We start from the raw sequence: 17,314 nt of genomic DNA on the forward strand, positions 1-17,314 counted from the left end.
ACCGGCGGCGGCCTCGTCAACGGGGCCGCTGCTTGCTTCCTATAGGCTTCACGCACGCATCTTTCGCCCACGATCAGCGGGAAGCGTTTTGTTCGCGGATCAGATCGATCAAGGCCCGCAGCCGCGCCGGCATCTGGCGTCGCCGGGCAAAATAGAGGCTGAGACCCGGATAAGGCGGGCTCCAATCCTCCAGCACGGAGATCAGATTGCCCGCCGCTAGGTGGTCGGCAATGGACGCTTCACTGATATAGGCCAGCCCCGCCCCATCGAGTGCGGCACTCAACATCAGATCGGAAGCATCGAGAGTGAGGCTTCCCGGCGCGTCGATCAACGCGGCCTGACCGTGCCGCTCGAATTCCCAGCGATACAGCCGACCACTTGCCATGCGAGCGCGGATGCAGCGATGCTTGAGAAGATCGCCGGGAACAAGGGGGCGCGGCCTGCTGCCGAAATAGGCAGGGGAGCCGACGACGAGGGAGCGCAGCGTCGGAACAATGGGTATTGCGACCATATCCGTCGGAACGGCCTCGACAAGCCGAATGCCGGCATCGAAGCCCTTGCCGATGACATCGACCAAGGCATTGTCGGTGACGATCTCGATGTCCACGCTTGGATAGCGCCGCCCATATTCGAGGATGAGAGGAACCAGCAGCATCCGCGCCGCGCCGGCCGCCATGTTGAGCCGCAGTGTGCCCGATACCGAACTGGAAGCCATGCCGGCATTTTCGATCGCCTGGTCGATCACTGCTAGCGCCGGCGCGATATCCGCCACAAAGCGCTCGCCAGCTTCCGATAAGGTTACGCTGCGCGTCGTCCTGTTGAAAATCCGCAGCGACAGGCGCTCTTCCAGCGCAGCAACCGCATGGCTGAGCGCCGACGAGGACATGCCGAGTTCGCGGGCGGCGGCGCGAAAGCCGCCATGGCGGGCAACCGCCGCGATCGCTTCGAGCTCCGCCAGGCTAGCCTTCATTGCGCGATTTTCCTCATCAGCCTGTTCCGCTTTGTCCTGCTAGACCGATCAGATAGCGCATCTTACCTCTCTGGTGAAGATAAAGGAGACGCTCATGCGCACCATCGACACCATCTACATCAACGGCAGCTTCGTTCAGCCCCACGGCACGGAGGAGGCCCCTCTTTTCAATCCGGCCACGGAAGAGCAGATCGGTACGGTACGTCTTGGAAACGGACAGGACGTCGACGATGCCGTCCACGCCGCCAAATCGGCATTTCCGGCAATGTCGCAAAGCTCGAAGGCCGAGCGTATTGCCATGCTGCAAAGCCTGCACGATGCCGTCGCGGCTAGAGCCTCCGACCTCGCCGACGCCATGCGCGAGGAATATGGCGCACCGGCATCCTTTATCGGCTTTTCGGTGCCGCACGCCGCCACGGCGTTTCTCCACATGGCCAAGACGCTCGAAAATTATGAGTTTCGCCGTCGCGTCGGCCATGCGGAAATCGAGATGCGACCCGCCGGCGTGGCAGCCGCGATCACGCCGTGGAACAGCAATTACGGCTTTATCTGCAGCAAGCTTGCCACCGCCATCGCGGCTGGGACGACCATGGTGATCAAGCCCTCCGAGATGAGCGCGATCCAGACGCAGCTCATCACCGAATGCCTGCACGCGGCCGGCTTGCCGGGTGGTGTATTCAACATCGTCAATGGTTACGGCCATGTGGTGGGTGCCGCTCTTAGCGCCCATCGCGATATCGCCAAGATCAGCTTCACCGGCTCGACGGTGACGGGACGGGCGATCCTCCAAGCGGCATCTACGACCTTGAAGCGCGTGACGCTTGAGCTTGGCGGCAAGAGCCCGAACATCGTTCTGGACGATGCCGATCTTAATACCGTCATCCCGCAGATATTGGCCGCCGGTTTTGCCAATAGCGGCCAGGCCTGCATCGCCGGCACCCGCATTCTCGCGCCCGAGAGCCGGCTGGCGGAAATCCATGATCGTCTGACCCGGGCGGTTGCGACGCTCAAGGTGGGCGATGCCAGCGATCCGAAAGTCAGCATCGGCCCGATGGTCAGCCAGAGGCAGTGGGATCGCGTCCAATCCTATATCCGCCTCGGCCAGGAAGAAGGCGCTCGGCTAATCATCGGTGGCGAAGGACGTCCCGAAGGGCTCGATCGCGGCTGGTTCGTCCGTCCGACGATCTTCTCGGGCGTCGACAACGATATGCGGATCGCTCGCGAAGAGATTTTCGGGCCTGTGCTTTGTGTCATCCCCTATCGCGATGAAACACATGCGCTCGAAATCGCCAACGATACGGTCTATGGCCTGCAGGCTTATGTCTTCTCATCCGATATTGTTAGGGCAAAGCGGATCGCCGAGCGCATCGAAGCCGGCCGCGTCGTCATTAACGGAGCGCCGCATGAGCCGCTTGCCCCCTTTGGCGGCTTCAAGCAATCGGGTATCGGCCGTGAATTCGGCATTTATGGCCTGGAATCGTTCCTCGAACCACGTGCGGTGCTCAGCTGATAAGACGGAGCCCCCGGGGACCTTTATAGGTCGTCCGGGCATTCCCTTGAACTACCGGTGAAGGGCTCCCCAGCCCCACCACCACCTGACAACCCAACAAGCCGCCCGTGGCGTTCAGGTTCTCGTTAGAATCACGTTCTATCTTTAGAACAGTTTCAATCTAAGGAGATCCAATGCCTGCCAGATCTGCCTATTCCATCCCGCAACGCATCCTTCACTGGCTCATGGCCTTGCTTATCTTTTTCAATCTCCTGTTTCCGGATGGGATGAATGCGTGGCGGCATCTGGTCCGCAATGGCCAGACGCCCTCATCGGCCGACATTGCCAGCGCCAATATCCACGCCTATGCCGGCATTGCTGTCCTGTTGCTGGCCATCGTGCGCCTTGCGGTCAGATTTTCGTCCAACGTCCCCGCCACACCGGATGATCAGCCTGCCTTCCTGCACTATCTTGCGCAGCTGACACATGTCCTGCTCTACGTGCTGATCTTTGCGATGCCGCTGTCGGGAATGGCGGCCTATTATCTGGGGATCGATACCGCGGCCTTCGTCCATGGCGGACCGATCAAGTCCCTGCTCTGGATCGTCGTCGTCCTTCACATCCTCGGCGCACTCCTCCAGCACTTCTATTTCCGGTCGGACGTGCTGCGACGCATGACGATCGGCTAAATTGCCGGCAAGATTGGCGGCCTATGCTCCTGGGCCGCCAAAGTGCTTCTGGAAAGAGAACAGGCCAGTCGGCAATGTGCTTCCGCCTTCCAGCGCCAAATCCGCAAGGATTTCGCCCACCACGCTCGTAAACTTGAAGCCATGGCCGGAGCAGGCCGAAGACACGACGATGTCAGGCTGTCCCGGCACTCGATCGATGAGAAAATCCTCGCTCGGCAGCATGGTATAGCGGCAGGTCGTCGCCCGCACGCGAAACGACGCTGCCTCCGGCAGGCGCTTGCGGGCGAAATTGTCGAGCAGATCGGTGTCGGCGTCATTGACCGGCGGATTGGGCACGGTCGGGTCGATCGGTTCCCGGAAATGTGCGTGGCGGCCGATTTTGACGCCATCGACGCCGATTGCCGGGAAACCGAAATAAGAACCCTCGGCACCCTCGTCCCGAAGGAAGCAGGGCATGCGCCGCGGCTCGGCAACGAAGCCGTCCCTCGGCTGATACCAGGCGACCACCTGCCGGATGGGCTGGGCATGCCTCTTTAATTGCGGCACCAGCTCGGCAATCCATGCGCCGGTGGCGACGATCGCCTTGCGGGCGCGATATCGTCCCGTCGAGGAAACGACCGTGACGCCCGTATCGTCTGGCTCGATGGAAACGACACGTTCGCCGAAATGCAGAACCGCACCATCTTCCGCCGCCAACTTCAGATAGCCCATGATCGCCGCTTCCGGCCTGATATAGCCGCCCTGGGGATCGAGCAGGCCGACCTCGCCCTCCTCCAGCGCAAAAGCCGGAAACCGGCGCTTCATGGCGTCCCGGTCCAGTATTTCATGCGGCAGTCCATGCATGTCGCAGGAGGCGCGCGTGCCGCTGACGATCTTGCTGTCCGGTGCGCCGATTTGCAGCACGCCGGTCACCGTCAAGATCTCGGCGCGCAGCCTTGCCTCCAGCGAACGCCAATTGTGATAGGCCCGCTGCAGCAGCGGAACATAGGACGGGTCCTCGAAGTAGCCGAGGCGGATCAGCCGGCTGTCGCCATGCGAGGAGCTAGTCGCATGGGCGGGGAAATGCGCCTCGATCCCGATCGCCTTTGCGCCGCGAGCGGCGGCAAAGGACAATCCAGCACTTCCCATCGCCCCGAGACCGACGACGGCAACGTCGAATTGCGCGGACATGTTATGCTCCAGTTTCACGTTTCGGAGGGTGGCGCGACCTCGCAGACCATGGCGCGCAGGATTTCGATATCCGCGTTCAGCGGCCGATTGTCATCGTAAAGGGGAACACGCGAACGGACGGCGGCATAGATGCGCTCCGTTCCCGGTGCTCGCGCTCCCTTGGAAGAGAGGAAATCATGCGCCTGCGCCGCTGCCATCAGCTCGATCGCCAGGATATATTCGGCATTGTCGAGGATCGCCAGCAGCTTGCTGGCTGCAGCCGTCGGATGGGCGAGAAAATCCTCCTGAAGGCCGGAGGTCAGGCCGCCATCCAGCGATGCGGGCGCGGCAAGGCGCCTGTTGTCGTTGCTCAGCGCCGCAGCGGTGTACTGCGCGATCATGAAGCCGGAATGGCTGCCGGCGTCGCTCGCGAGGAACGGCGGCAGGCCGCTGACCAGCGGATTGACGAGGCGATCCATCCGCCGCTCGCTGATGGCTGACATCTGCGCGATCGCGATCGCCAGACCATCGGCTGCCTGCCCGAGAGCGGGTGCCACCGCATGCGCCTCGGAGGAGACGATCGGCCGCTCGGGCGTGCCCGAGACGGCCGGATTGTCCGTGACCGAGGCGAGTTCCTGATCGACGATACGGGCCGTCTGCGCAAAGACATCCCAGGCCGCGCCATGGGCGTGGGGGACCGATCTCAGGCTCAAGGCATCCTGCGTACGCCGACCGAGGGCGGCGGCAACGAGGCCGCTGCCCTGCAGGCGGCTGCGCAATCTGCGTCCGACTTTGGCAATGCCAGCCGACGGACGCAGCGCCAGCACGTTTTCATCGAAAGCCGCCATCTGGCAGCCCACGGCCTCCAGCGTCAGGGCGGCAATGGCATCGGCCCAGTCCAAAAGGCGTTCGGCGCGAGAGACGGCAAGCGCCGACAAGCCGGTGGCGCAAGCGGTGCCGTTGACGAGGCTCAGACCTTCCTTGGCGCCGAGCACCAAAGGGCTCAAACCGATTGCCGCAAGCGCCTCGCCGCCTTCAATGGATTTACCCTTCACGACAGCCCGGCCCTCACCGATCAGGACGAGAGCGGTGTGGGCATTATGCGTGAGGTAGCCGGCAGAGCCCTTGGATGGGACCTCCGGAATGCAGTCACGGTCGAGAAACGCGGCCAGATGCCTGACGACCTCGGGCCGCACGCCGGAATGACCATGGGCGAAATTGGCGATCTGCGCCGCGATGATGGCGCGCACCTCGCGCGCCGGCAGGAGCGGGCCGACGCCGCAGGCATGGCTCAGAATGATGTTGCGCGAAAGCCGGCTCTGGGAATCGCGATCGACCACCGTATCGGACAAGGCGCCGACGCCGGTATTGATGCCATAGGCGCGCACGCCCGCTTCGACGATACGCTCGACGATGCGGCTTGCCTCGGCAACCCGTTCCCAGGCAGCATCGGAGAGAGACAAGGGCTCGCCGGCACCGACCCGCGCGACGTCGCGCCAGGAAATCGGCTTATCGATGGTGATGGTCATTGCCGGTTCCGAAATGGCCGATGAACTGGCGGAAGGCCGGCGACGCGCCACCGCCGAACATCTCGTCCGGCGTACCGCTGCTTTCGACGAGCCCTTCCTTCATGAAGACGACGCGATTGGAGACATTGCGGGCAAAGCTCATCTCGTGGGTGACAACAAGCATCGTCGTACCCTCTTCGGCGAGCGAGCGCATGACGCGCAGCACTTCGCCGACGAGCTCCGGGTCGAGTGCTGAAGTCGGCTCATCGAACAGCATCAGCTTCGGTTTCATGGCGAGCGCGCGGGCAATCGCCGCGCGCTGCTGCTGGCCGCCGGACAGATGCGCGGGATAAGCATGGCGCTTGTCGGCGATGCCGACCTTTTCCAGCAGCACCTCGGCCTCGGCGATGCACTCGGCACGCGGGCGCTTCAACACATGCACCGGCCCCTCGATGACATTCTGCAGGATGGTCATGTGGGACCAGAGATTGAAGCTCTGGAACACCATGCCGAGCTCGGAGCGGATATGATCCACCTGCTTGTGGCTTGCCGGGTAGCTTTTGCCGTTCTTGTGGATCATGCGGATCTGCTCGCCATCCACCCAGATCTCGCCGTCCGTAGCGATCTCGAGGAGATTGATGCAGCGAAGGAATGTCGATTTGCCTGAGCCGGAGGCTCCCAGCAGCGAAATCACATCGCCGTCCTGGGCATCGAGCGATATACCGCGCAAGACCTCATGGGTACCGAAGCTCTTGCGGATGTTGCGGACGGAAAGTCGGGTGACATCTGGCATGATTTGCCTGCTCCAGTAAGCTTTAGGCCTTCAGCGCCGGCGGGATCGCGCGGCGATGGCGGGACAATGAATATTCCAGCAGGGCCATGGCCTGCAGAATGATGAAATTCAGCGCAAGGTAGATGATCGCGGCGCAGATGAAGACTTCCATTGTGCGATAGGTCTGCGAGATCAGCCGCTGGGCAACGCCGGTGACCTCCCAGACGGTGACCAGGCTCGCAAGCGCCGTCGACTTCATCATCAGCACGATCTCGGTCGAATAGGCCGGCAGCGCGTGCCGGAAGGCGATCGGCGCGATGATGCGGCGAACGAGCAGGAAGCCGGACATGCCGATCGAACGCGCCGCCTCGATTTCCTTCGGCGAAACGGCACGGATGCCGCCACGGAAGATCTCGGCCGAATAACCGGCGGTGCAGAGCGCCAGCGACAGGATGGCGCAGACGACGGGTTCGCGCAGGAACGGCCAGAGGAACGAGTAGCGGATGATGGAAAATTGCGCCAATCCGTAGAAGATCAGGAACATCTGGATCAGCAGCGGCGAGCCGCGGAACACGAAAATATAGCCCTTGGCGAAACCCGACAGGATCGGGTTGCCGCTAACGCGCATGGCGACGATGACGAGAGCGAGAAGGCCGCCGCAGAGGATCGACAGGGAGAAGAGCAGCAGCGTCATCGGCACTGCCTTCAGCAGGGTGACCATTGTGCTCGAGAGAAAATCGAAGTCCATGTCTTCCTCCTCAAGCCTGGCCGATAGTCGCAGCCGGCATGCTGCGATTGGCGCGTCGTTCGGCCCCGTTGAAGATGCGGTCCGACAGGCTGGTCAGGACCAGGTAGAGAATGCCGCCGGCAATGAAGAAGAGGAAATACTGGCGGGTGGAGCCGGCAGCGACCTGGCTGGTGCGCATCAGTTCGGCAAGGCCGGTCACGGAGATCAAGGCGGAATCCTTGAGGCTGAGCTGCCAGACATTGCCGAGACCCGGAATGGCGAAGCGCAGGACCTGCGGCATGATGATGCGCCGCAGGCGCAGGCCGCGATGCATGCCGATCGCAGACGCCGCCTCAAGCTCGCCCTTGGAAATGGCAAGATAGGCACCGCGGAAAACCTCCGCCTGATAGGCGCCGGAAATAATGCCGACGGCAAGTGCGCCCGCGGCAAAGGACGGCAAGCCGAGAAAGCCTTCGTAGCCGAGCCACTTGCCGATCGATGTCATCGCCGACGAGCCGCCGAAATAGATCAGATAGATGATCAGGAGTTCCGGAACGCCGCGAAAAACAGTGGTGTAGATGTTGCCAAGCGTCTTCAGCGTCAGACTTCCGGAGAGCTTGGCGAAAGCGACGATCGCGCCCAGCACGGCTCCGATGACGAGGGCCGTCGCCGTGACGGCGAGCGTCACCAAAGTGGCGACGAGCAGCAGCGCGCCCCACCCGTTCGAGCCGAAGCCCAACAATTGCAAGGTTGCCATAGATCCAATCCCTGTCCGTGGCAGTTTCATGCGTCAGGATATCATACGGTCTCCGGCCGCAAAGCCGGAGACCGGTGATAGCGGCCCGAAGGCCGCATTCGTCATTGCGGGCTGACGTCGACCTTGAACCACTTCATCGACAGGGTCTTGATGGTGCCGTCGGCAAGCGCCGACTTGATCGCCTCGTTGAACTTGTCGCGCAGATCGGTATCGGCCTTGCGGATGCCGAGACCTTCGCCTTCGCCCCAAATGGAGCCGGCGATTTCCGGACCGGTAAAGGCAAGCGAGTCGTTGGCGCTGGCAAAAGCATTGGCGAAGTAGACGGCATCATCGAAGCCGAGATCGATACGGCCGTTCTGCAAATCGAGATCGCGGTCGGCGCCGGTCTTGTATTCGCGGATCGTGGCGATCGAGCCGAAATTGTCGTAGACGAACTTGGCATAGACCGTGGCGGCCTGGATGCCGATCGTCTTGCCCTTGAAGGCTTCCTTCAGGACGTCGATTTCCTTGACGCCGGTCTGGCCGGGGGTCATCTTGATCGTGACGCCGGTACCTGCGGCATTGGCAAGCGGGCTATCCTTGGCGGTCGCAAAAGCGGCGGGCGTTGCGGCATAAGGAACGGTGAAGCCGATGACCTGCTTGCGCTCGTCGGTGATCGACAGCGCATCCATGATCACGTCGAACTTGCCGGCATTCAATGCCGGGATCATGCCGTCCCAATCGGAGGCAACGAGCTTGCAGTCGATCTTGGCGCGTTCGCAGAGAACTTTGGCAAGCTCCGGCTCGAAGCCGCCGAGCGTACCGTCGGCATTCGTCATGTTCCACGGGGCGTAGGCACCTTCCAGGGTGATCGTCGCCGTCTTCCAGTCCTTGGCGACGGCCGGAGCCGCCAAAGCGGCGACAGCCATGACGCCTGACAAGAGAATTGCACTGAATTTCATCGTGTAGAGCTCCTCTGAGGTTGAAAACAGGCCTTGCAGCACTTCCTACCGATCTTCGCCGGCTTGCCCGCTTTCCCAATTTATTTTTAGGATTGATTGCGAGGTTGTATAGGGTACCATATGAGATAATTTATGATATGCAAGTGGGAAAGTTGTTTTTCGAGGCAGATTCACTCGGTGCAAAGGGAATAGGCAATGAAGCGCTCCGGCGAGATGAAACGCGAACTGGCGGAAAACGACGCCGCGCCTCTCTATGCCGGGGTCAAGCAGATGATACTCGATCGCATCCATAGCGGCGAGTGGCCACCCAAATATCGCGTCCCCTCAGAGAACGAACTCGTTACCGAACTCGGCGTCAGCAAGATGACGGCCAATCGGGCGCTGCGCGAACTCGCCAACGAGGGCGAACTGGTCCGCATCCAGGGCGTCGGCTCCTTCGTTGCCGAACGCAAGGGCGCATCCGCCTTGTTCGAGGTGCGCAACATCGCCGAGGAAATCGCCGAACGCGGCCATTTCCATCAGGCAACGGTGATCGTGCTGGCCCGGGAAGCGGCATCGCCGGACGTGGCCGATGCGCTGGAACTCGACATCGGATCGCCGGTTTTTCATTCGCTGATCGTGCATAGCGAGAACGGGGTGCCGGTCCAGATCGAGGACCGGCATGTCCATCCTGATGCCGCCCCTGACTACCTGGAGCAGGACTTCATCGACATGACGCCGAACGCCTATCTTTCGGCGGTCGCACCCTTGAGCGGTTCGGAGCATGTGGTCGAAGCGGTGATGCCGCAAGCCTGGGAATGCAAGCTGCTGACCATCCTGAAGACCGAGCCCTGCCTGACGATCCGCCGGCGCACATGGTCTGCGCGCGGCGTCGTTTCCACGGCGCGGCTGGTGTATCCGGGGAATCGCTATCGGCTGGAAAGCCAAAGCAGCAGGTCTTCGGATCGCTAGGTTGTATATGGAAGATAGGTCCTTCTTCCTATCGAAAGGAGCGGTGCCATCGATTGCCGCGCTTTGACTTGAGGAGCGGACCTAGGAGATCTGGTGCATAAGCTCCACGGACAGAGCACCTAAAATCAAGCCTGAAACCGTGGCAAGCACTTTCAGGATCGCACGCTCGACCCGCAGGCACTTTTTCGGCAGGACCAATGCAAGCGTTTCACTCGCCGCTGCGATCGATAGGCACACCAGGGCGACGATGCGACGGTCATCAGGGTAAGCCATGACGAACAGGAAGCCCAGAAGACCAAACGGGACGATGCCGTCGACATTTGCGAGCGTCATGAACGGATACTTCGTCCGGACCGGGACGACCGTGGTCGCGACGATCAGACCGAGGACGGTCCAAGCAACGGCGTAGGCGAGCAAACCGAGGTCCATGCGAAATCATAACAACACATGCAGCGAGTTTTCAAGCGCGGCGCCGCATCCCGCCATCCACGGGTGGATCATCCATGCGAACGCCATGTCACGACATGTCGGCGGCTGACCGCTCAGGATCTTCGGCAAAAGAGAATTCAACCCCTCGCGCTGCACCTTGACGACAGCAGCACCTTCACAAGCTGCTGAGCAGCAGGCTGGTTTCGCTATTGGCAACGCCGTCGATCATGCGCACCTCGCGCAGGACCCGATCGAAGTCCGAGAGGCTGCTTACCCGGATATTGGCGACCAGGTCCCAATTTCCGTTGGTCGTATGCAGCGAATAGATCTCCGGCAGACCGCGCAGCTTGCGGATGACCTGGGTCGTCGATTTCCCAACGACTTCGATCATCATGACGGCATGGACGGTCTGCTCCTCATAATCTTCGCGCACCCGCACGGTGAAGCCGAGAAGCGTACCGGTCTCGATCAGCCGCTCCAACCGGTTCTGCACGGTACCGCGCGCGACACCCAAGGCATCCGACAGCTTGGAGAGCGAAGCGCGGCCATCGGCGCGCAAATGCGCTATGATGCGTCGATCGAGATCGTCCGGAATATATTTGGCAAGCGCCATTGCGTAATCCACTTTTGTCTTTTCCGTCAAAAATACTAGGCAATTCGTACAAAGCAATACCAGAACTGACACAGTTTTGCGATTTCAGTCAATCGATCTGCTTGTTACCCTGTAGAAAATCACTGCATTGAGGACATGACAATGCCCGCACCGCTCCCTTCGGAAAAAGCCTTCATTCCCTTCGTCAGCGTCGAGAATATGATGCGGCTTGTCCATCATGTCGGCATTGAAACCATGCTGGTCGAACTCACCGACGCCATCGAGGCGGATTTCCGCCGCTGGGACCTTTTCGACAAGACGCCCCGTGTCGCCTCCCATTCGCATGACGGCGTCATCGAGCTGATGCCGACCTCCGACGGGGCGGTCTACAGCTTCAAATATGTGAACGGCCATCCGAAGAACATGGCAAGGGGATTGCAGACCGTCACCGCCCTCGGTCTATTGGCGGAAGTCTCAACCGGCTACCCGGTGCTATTGACCGAAATGACGCTCCTGACGGCCCTGCGCACGGCGGCGACCTCGGCAATGGCGGCCCGCCATTTGGCACCGGCCAATTCGCGCCGCCTCACCTTGATCGGCAATGGCGCACAGGCCGAATTCCAGGCGCTGGCGATGAAGGCGGTTCTCGGCATCGAGGAAGTCCGCCTCTACGACATCGATCCGAAGGCGACGGAAAAGACCGTACGCAATCTTGCCGAGACGGGCCTGCGCCTCGTGCCCTGCGCCTCGGCCCAGGCCGCCATCGAAGGCGCCGACGTCATCACCACCTGCACGGCCGACAAACAGTTCGCGACCATTTTGACCGATAATATGGTCGGCGCCGGCGTGCATATCAACGCCATCGGCGGCGACTGCCCTGGCAAGACCGAGCTTCACCGCGACATCCTGCTGCGCGCCGACACCTTCGTCGAATATCCGCCGCAGACACGCATCGAAGGCGAGATCCAGCAGATGGATCGGGATTATCCGATCACCGAACTCTGGCAGGTTGTCAGCGGCCGGGCGCAAGGCCGCAGCAGCGAGCGACAGATCACCCTGTTCGACAGCGTCGGCTTCGCGATCGAGGATTTCTCCGCCTTGCGCTATGTGCGCGAGAAGCTGGCCGGCACGGACTACTTCCAGAAGCTCGATATTATTGCCGATCCGGACGACCCGCGCGACCTGTTCGGCATGCTGCTGCGGGCGGCCTGAAAAATTCGATGGCGATCACATTCGCGACCGCCATCCATTCATCCATTCCTTGTCTCGGATGTTTTCAGCCCTTGCTGCCCGACGCAACCAGTTCCGGCTCCCCGACCCTGCCGTTCAGCGAGAAGGCGAGCAGTGCTGACAACAGCATCAGCGCCCCGACGATGAACATCGGCAGTTCGTAAAGGCCGGTCGCATCCTTGACGACGCCAGTGATATAGGGCGCCGCAAAGCCGGCAATATTGCCGATCGTATTGATCAGGGCGATGCCGGCCGCAGCCGCCGGCCCGGCCAGGAAGCGGGACGGAATGGCCCAGAAGTTCGGCAGGGCGGAAAAAATCGCGCAGGCTGTCAGCGTGATCATGACGATCGTCGCTTCGGGCGAGCCCATAAAGAGCGCGGCCGGAATGCTGAATGCGCCGACCAAGGCCGGAATGCCGATATGCCACGGCCGCACGCCGCGCCTGGATGCATCGCGGCTCCAGAACAACAGGGCAACGGCTGCCGGCAGATAGGGAATGGCCGTGATCAGGCCCTTGTCGAAAACGTCGAACTTGGTGCCGAACTTCGTCTCGAAACCGGCAATGATGGTCGGCAGGAAGAAGGCCAGCGCATAGAGGCCATAGATCAGGCCGAAATAGATCACCGACAGCAGCCATACGCGGCCATCCGTCAGGGCGAGACCGGTCATCTTGCCATGAGCGGCCGCCTTTGCCTTTTCCTCGCCGGCAAGCTCCCGGTTCAGCCAATCCTTCTCCGTCTGCGTCAGCCATTTGGCATCGTCGGGTCGATCCGCGAGATAGAACCATGCAACGATGCCGATGACGATGGCGGGAACCGCAACGCCGAAGAACATGACGCGCCAGCCTTCCAAGCCGAAGAGGCCGTGCATCTGTATTAGCATCGCCGCAAAAGGTGCACCGACGACTGTCGTCAGCGGCTGGGCGAGATAGAACAATGCCAGGATCTTGTTGCGATGCTTGGCGGGCACCCACATGCTTAAGAAAAGGATCGCGCCCGGAAAGAAGCCGGCTTCGGCAACCCCGAGGAGGAAACGCAGCGCGTAGAGCTCCGTCGCGCTCGACACCCAGGTGAACAACAGCGCCACAATGCCCCAGCTCACCATGATGCGGGCAAGCCAGCGACGGGCGCCATATTTGTGAAGTGCCAGATTGCTCGGGATTTCGAGCACGATATAACCGAAGAAGAAGATGCCCGCGGCGAAGCCGAACTGCGCCGCCGTCAGCGCCAGATCCGTCGTCATGCCGTTCGGGCCGGCAAACGAGATCGCGGTACGGTCAAGGAAGTTGATGAAGAACATCAAGGCGATAAACGGCACCAGCCGCTTCGACACCTTGGCGATGGCCGAACGCTCGACCTGTGACATTTCCTGATTAGCAGGCTGCAATAGAAATCCTCCCCCAGTCCTGAAACTCCAGCGCCGCAGCGATCCGCTTGCGTCGCTGACAGAACGGAAACTCCGACTTCCCTTCCAGTCCCTGCCTTTGATCGCATGCGCCTTCGAATGACCTCGATCTCTAGCGGTATGGACAAGCCGCAGGCAAACGATTTAATCTCCCCATCATGTGAGGAAAAGTCACATCATATTATCGCAGGACTGGAAAATGAGCGGCCCTCTTCCATCGTTGAATGCCCTGAAGGCTTTCGAAGCGACCGCACGGCACAGGTCGATGACGCTGGCTGCCGACGAGCTTTGCGTCACGCATGGCGCAATCAGCCGGCACATTCGTGGTCTCGAACAGACCTTGGGCGTCATTCTCGTCAACCGCCGGGCGCATTCCACCGAGCCGACGCCGGAAGGGCTGCGGCTGGCCGAGGGGCTGGCAAGCGCCTTCGGCCTGATGCAGGCGAGCGTCGAGCGTGTTCGCCCCGGCCCGCTGACGCTTTCCTGCTCCTCATCGATCATGATGGGATGGATCATTCCCCGCATCGGCCAATTCCACGAACGCCATCCGCACATCGCCCTGCAATTCAACATGAACTACGATCAGGTCGATTTCGTCCGGGACAAGATCAGCCTCGCGATCCGCTCGAGCATCATCGAACCGCCGAAGGATGCGATCATCCGCGAATTGGGCGGCGAGGCGATCGGTCCGGTCTGCTCGCCGGAATATCTGAGCCGCTCCGGCATTCTTTGCCCAAGCGACATGGAGCATGCGGCGCTCCTGTCCACACGCACGCGCCCGCAGGCCTGGAGCGACTGGCAGGCGATCGCGGGTAAGTCGGATCTGCAGCTAGGGTCCCAGTCCGCATTCGACCATTTCTACCTGCTGATCCAGGCTGCCGCCTGCGGTCTCGGTATTGCCGTTGTTCCGCAGATGCTGGTGCTCGATCAGCTGGCCTCGGGGCGGCTGGTGGCACCATTCGGCTTCCTGCCCGGGCCTAGGCGCATGGTGCTCTGGATCGCCCCGCATATTGCGGGCAGGCCGGATGCATTGGCGCTCGAGCGATGGCTGACGGCCGAAATGCACGCAAGGCCGGACACCTGACGTCCCGATCGGAACCGGCGCCGAATTGACGGTCGCCAGGGTCACGATCGGCAATTTGCCGCCGCTTCATATCGACGCGAAACATTCGTGGCGGATTCCGCCTATGTTACTTGAAATACATTGAAATCGCCGAATTTTCTCTCTGCACTTCGCCATGGGGAGTATGCTATGAATCTTTGCAAGCATGAGCGAACCGGACAATTCTCGCAGGCCCGGCCATCGCTCAAGGGAGGGTCCATCCTGAACATCGAGGCAAGTCATACCGGCGAAATGGCAGCACTCATCTCTGGCCTCGATTGGGCAGCGACCAGTCTCGGCCCTCGATCGACATGGCCTTCCTGCCTCACAGTCGCGGTCGATATCATGCTGTCGTCACAGGCCCAGATCGTCATGTTCTGGAGCAGCGACTTCGTTGCCCTTTACAACGATGCCTATGCCGCCACGATAGGCGATAAGCATCCGCGGGCCTTGGGGCGTCCCGCGCGGGAAAACTGGGCGGAGCTTTGGAGCGATCTGGAGCCACTTCTGCGCTCCGTCCTGCAGGATGGCAATACGGTCGCCGCCAAGGACCGGCTGTTCTATATCGAGCGTCACGGCTATCCCGAAACGGTCTATTTCGACATTTCCTATTCGCCCGTTCGCGATGCGGATGGCGGGGTGCTGGGTGTCTTCTGCATCGTCAATGAGACGACGGAACGCGTTCGCTCCGAACAGGCATTGCGCGAAAGCGAGGAACGGATCCGCGCCGTCATTTCCCAATCCGCGACGGGAATGGCGCAATGCGAGCTCGACGGCCGCTTCGTTCAGGTGAACGCGCGCTTCTGCGAGATCGTCGGCTACTCCGAGACGGAACTTCTCGGCATGCGGATGGACGAGATCACCTATCCGGACGACCTACCTGAGAACACGCGCCTGTTCGAGACGATGATGGCGACCGGTGAAAACTTTGAGATCGAAAAGCGCTATATCCGCAAGGATGGCAGCCTTGTATGGGTCGCAAACGCCATCTCCGGCCTGCGGGACAGTTCGGGACACATCCAGCGGGTCGCCGGGGTCGTCACTGATATCACCGAACGCAAACGGGTGCAGCAAGTGGAACGGCGTCTGGCGGCCATCATCGCCTCGTCGGACGACGCGATCCTCAGCATCGATCTCAATATGGTGATCACAAGCTGGAACACGGGGGCGGAAAGGCTTTACGGCCACTCCGCCGAAGAGGCCGTCGGCAGATCGGTCACGATGCTCCTTCCGGACGACCGCAGTGAAGAGGAATCCACGATCCTCGCCCAGATCCGCGCGGGTCAGAAGGTCGAGCCCTATGAGACGAAGCGGCGCTGCAAGAACGGCGAACTTGTCGACGTCCTGCTCAGCGTCTCCCCGATCTATGACGCCTATGGCCGGATCGTGGGGGCTTCGAAGACGGCCCATGATATCAGCGCGAAGAAGAAAGCCGAACGCCTTAAGACGCTGCTAGTCGGCGAACTCAATCATCGCGTCAAGAACGTGCTTGCAACCGTCATGGCCATATCACGTCAGACATTGGGACGCGACGAGGTCGACAAGGCGGCCGTCGAGACATTCGAGGCGCGGCTGGCTTCGATGGCACGCGCGCATGACCTGCTGATCCATGGCAAATGGGAAGAAGCAGACCTCTTGACCGTCATCGGCCAGGCACTGTCGCTCTATCCTAAGGAGAGGTTCGAAATTTCCGGTCCGGCGATCAAACTGCCGCCGCGAACCATTGTCTCCATATCGCTTGCGATGCACGAGCTTGCAACGAATGCCGCCAAATACGGCGCGCTGTCGGTGCCTGATGGCCGTGTCGCCATCCACTGGTCTCTGGAACCGGGCAAGACCGACCGGCTGAGCCTGCGCTGGCAGGAAACGGGAGGGCCGACCGTCAAACCGCCCACGCGCAAGGGGTTTGGCTCCAGGTTGATCGAAAGCCTGTTGGCGGCCGAACTGAACGGCCAGGTCAATGTCAGTTACGAGCCGAGCGGCGTGATCTGCGAGGTACATGCCGCGACAGGCATCGGCCAGGATCAGGCCTGATAGAGAACGACCTGAATATGCGCAGAGCAGACCGCTTGTTCAGCGCGGATTTTTCGGCCGCGTCGCAAGCACATTGCGGATCGAGAAGCTCGAATGGATCCGCAGCACCCCTGGCATGGTCGAAAGAATATCCTTGTGGATGCGCTCGAAATCGCCTGCTGTGGCAACCTCGACACGCAGGAGATAATCGGACCCACCCGTCATCAGGAAGCACTCCTTGATCTCAGGATGCTTGCGCACCGCGGCCTCGAAACGATCGAGGTGATCCTCCGTCTGCCGCTCGAGCGTAATGTTGATGATGACGGCGATCGTGGCTTCCGCCTGGGAGGTATCCACCAGGGCCGTATAGCCCCTGATGACACCGGCCTGCTCCATCAGTTTGATGCGTCTGAGGCAGGCCGACGGCGACAATCCCACCTCTCCCGCCAGCCTCGCATTGCTGAGGCGGGCATCGAGCCGAAGCAGGCGGAGAATATTGCGGTCGATGGCATCGAGGGCAGACATATCAATTCTTTCAAAAATTCGCAGTTCGTTTCAATATCAGCGCAATTACACAATAATCAATCGCT

General features: G+C 61.0%; 17 protein-coding genes. 6 read left to right on the forward strand and 11 right to left on the reverse strand.

Annotated features, from left to right (window positions below; translation table 11 throughout):
* Positions 1 to 73: 73 nt before the first annotated feature.
* Positions 74 to 970: a LysR family transcriptional regulator gene (locus HGP12_RS07780; protein WP_168878698.1), complete on the reverse strand. Its 897-nt coding sequence runs from the start codon at positions 968 to 970 to the stop codon at positions 74 to 76.
* Between the two features lie 94 nt (positions 971 to 1,064).
* Between HGP12_RS07780 and HGP12_RS07785 the strand changes: the two genes are divergently transcribed.
* Both HGP12_RS07785 and HGP12_RS07790 read left to right on the forward strand, forming a co-directional pair.
* On the forward strand, positions 1,065 to 2,480 hold the full coding sequence (locus HGP12_RS07785) for an aldehyde dehydrogenase family protein (protein WP_168839479.1): 1,416 nt from the start codon (positions 1,065 to 1,067) through the stop codon (positions 2,478 to 2,480).
* Between the two features lie 173 nt (positions 2,481 to 2,653).
* Positions 2,654 to 3,148 (forward strand): cytochrome b, encoded by a 495-nt coding sequence (locus HGP12_RS07790; protein ID WP_168839478.1) that lies wholly within the window; start codon positions 2,654 to 2,656, stop codon positions 3,146 to 3,148.
* A gap of 21 nt (positions 3,149 to 3,169) precedes the next feature.
* Here the strand turns inward: HGP12_RS07790 and solA are convergent, their stop codons facing one another.
* The 6 genes from solA to HGP12_RS07820 all read right to left on the reverse strand — a co-directional run bounded on the left by solA (position 3,170) and on the right by HGP12_RS07820 (position 9,002).
* Positions 3,170 to 4,318 (reverse strand): N-methyl-L-tryptophan oxidase, encoded by a 1,149-nt coding sequence (gene solA, locus HGP12_RS07795; RefSeq protein ID WP_168839477.1) that lies wholly within the window; start codon positions 4,316 to 4,318, stop codon positions 3,170 to 3,172.
* Positions 4,319 to 4,332: 14 nt separating this feature from the next.
* Positions 4,333 to 5,826: a histidine ammonia-lyase gene (gene hutH, locus HGP12_RS07800; protein WP_168839476.1), complete on the reverse strand. Its 1,494-nt coding sequence runs from the start codon at positions 5,824 to 5,826 to the stop codon at positions 4,333 to 4,335.
* Positions 5,807 to 6,598, reverse strand: a complete 792-nt coding sequence (locus HGP12_RS07805) for an ABC transporter ATP-binding protein (protein ID WP_168839475.1) — start codon at positions 6,596 to 6,598, stop codon at positions 5,807 to 5,809. The genes hutH and HGP12_RS07805 overlap by 20 nt, the downstream gene beginning before the upstream one ends.
* Before the next feature lie 22 nt (positions 6,599 to 6,620).
* Positions 6,621 to 7,325 carry an ABC transporter permease gene (locus HGP12_RS07810; RefSeq protein ID WP_168839474.1) on the reverse strand — a complete coding sequence of 235 codons (705 nt, stop codon included), beginning with the start codon at positions 7,323 to 7,325 and terminating at the stop codon, positions 6,621 to 6,623.
* Positions 7,326 to 7,335: 10 nt separating this feature from the next.
* On the reverse strand, positions 7,336 to 8,061 hold the full coding sequence (locus HGP12_RS07815; RefSeq protein ID WP_168839473.1) for an ABC transporter permease: 726 nt from the start codon (positions 8,059 to 8,061) through the stop codon (positions 7,336 to 7,338).
* A 101-nt stretch (positions 8,062 to 8,162) separates the two neighbouring features.
* The gene (locus tag HGP12_RS07820) at positions 8,163 to 9,002 is read right to left on the reverse strand and encodes a transporter substrate-binding domain-containing protein (RefSeq protein WP_168839472.1); all 840 of its coding nucleotides are present in this window, start codon (positions 9,000 to 9,002) and stop codon (positions 8,163 to 8,165) included.
* 195 nt (positions 9,003 to 9,197) lie between these two features.
* Here HGP12_RS07820 and hutC point away from each other — a divergent pair, with 195 nt between their 5' ends.
* The gene (gene hutC, locus HGP12_RS07825) at positions 9,198 to 9,953 is read left to right on the forward strand and encodes a histidine utilization repressor (protein WP_168839471.1); all 756 of its coding nucleotides are present in this window, start codon (positions 9,198 to 9,200) and stop codon (positions 9,951 to 9,953) included.
* A gap of 81 nt (positions 9,954 to 10,034) precedes the next feature.
* On the opposite strand, the gene HGP12_RS07830 is transcribed toward hutC, so the two are convergent.
* Together HGP12_RS07830 and HGP12_RS07835 are read right to left on the reverse strand one after the other, a co-directional pair.
* On the reverse strand, positions 10,035 to 10,382 hold the full coding sequence (locus tag HGP12_RS07830; protein WP_168839470.1) for a hypothetical protein: 348 nt from the start codon (positions 10,380 to 10,382) through the stop codon (positions 10,035 to 10,037).
* A gap of 175 nt (positions 10,383 to 10,557) precedes the next feature.
* Complete coding sequence (locus HGP12_RS07835; protein ID WP_168839469.1) at positions 10,558 to 10,995, reverse strand: Lrp/AsnC family transcriptional regulator; 438 nt, start codon at positions 10,993 to 10,995, stop codon at positions 10,558 to 10,560.
* A 141-nt stretch (positions 10,996 to 11,136) separates the two neighbouring features.
* Between HGP12_RS07835 and HGP12_RS07840 the strand changes: the two genes are divergently transcribed.
* Positions 11,137 to 12,186, forward strand: coding sequence for an ornithine cyclodeaminase (locus HGP12_RS07840; RefSeq protein WP_168839468.1), 1,050 nt, complete (start codon positions 11,137 to 11,139; stop codon positions 12,184 to 12,186).
* Positions 12,187 to 12,250: 64 nt separating this feature from the next.
* Here the strand turns inward: HGP12_RS07840 and HGP12_RS07845 are convergent, their stop codons facing one another.
* Positions 12,251 to 13,570, reverse strand: coding sequence for an MFS transporter (locus HGP12_RS07845; RefSeq protein WP_168839654.1), 1,320 nt, complete (start codon positions 13,568 to 13,570; stop codon positions 12,251 to 12,253).
* A gap of 238 nt (positions 13,571 to 13,808) precedes the next feature.
* On the opposite strand from HGP12_RS07845, the gene HGP12_RS07850 reads away from it, so the two are divergent.
* Positions 13,809 to 14,693: a LysR substrate-binding domain-containing protein gene (locus tag HGP12_RS07850; protein ID WP_168839467.1), complete on the forward strand. Its 885-nt coding sequence runs from the start codon at positions 13,809 to 13,811 to the stop codon at positions 14,691 to 14,693.
* Positions 14,694 to 14,963: 270 nt separating this feature from the next.
* Positions 14,964 to 16,745, forward strand: coding sequence for a PAS domain S-box protein (locus tag HGP12_RS07855; RefSeq protein WP_168839653.1), 1,782 nt, complete (start codon positions 14,964 to 14,966; stop codon positions 16,743 to 16,745).
* A 39-nt stretch (positions 16,746 to 16,784) separates the two neighbouring features.
* On the opposite strand, the gene HGP12_RS07860 is transcribed toward HGP12_RS07855, so the two are convergent.
* Entirely contained in the window at positions 16,785 to 17,249 is a 465-nt protein-coding gene (locus tag HGP12_RS07860; protein WP_168839466.1) for an Lrp/AsnC family transcriptional regulator, read from the reverse strand.
* Positions 17,250 to 17,314 lie beyond the last annotated feature (65 nt).

Source organism: Rhizobium sp. P28RR-XV (assembly GCF_012641385.1).
GTDB lineage: Bacteria > Pseudomonadota > Alphaproteobacteria > Rhizobiales > Rhizobiaceae > Rhizobium.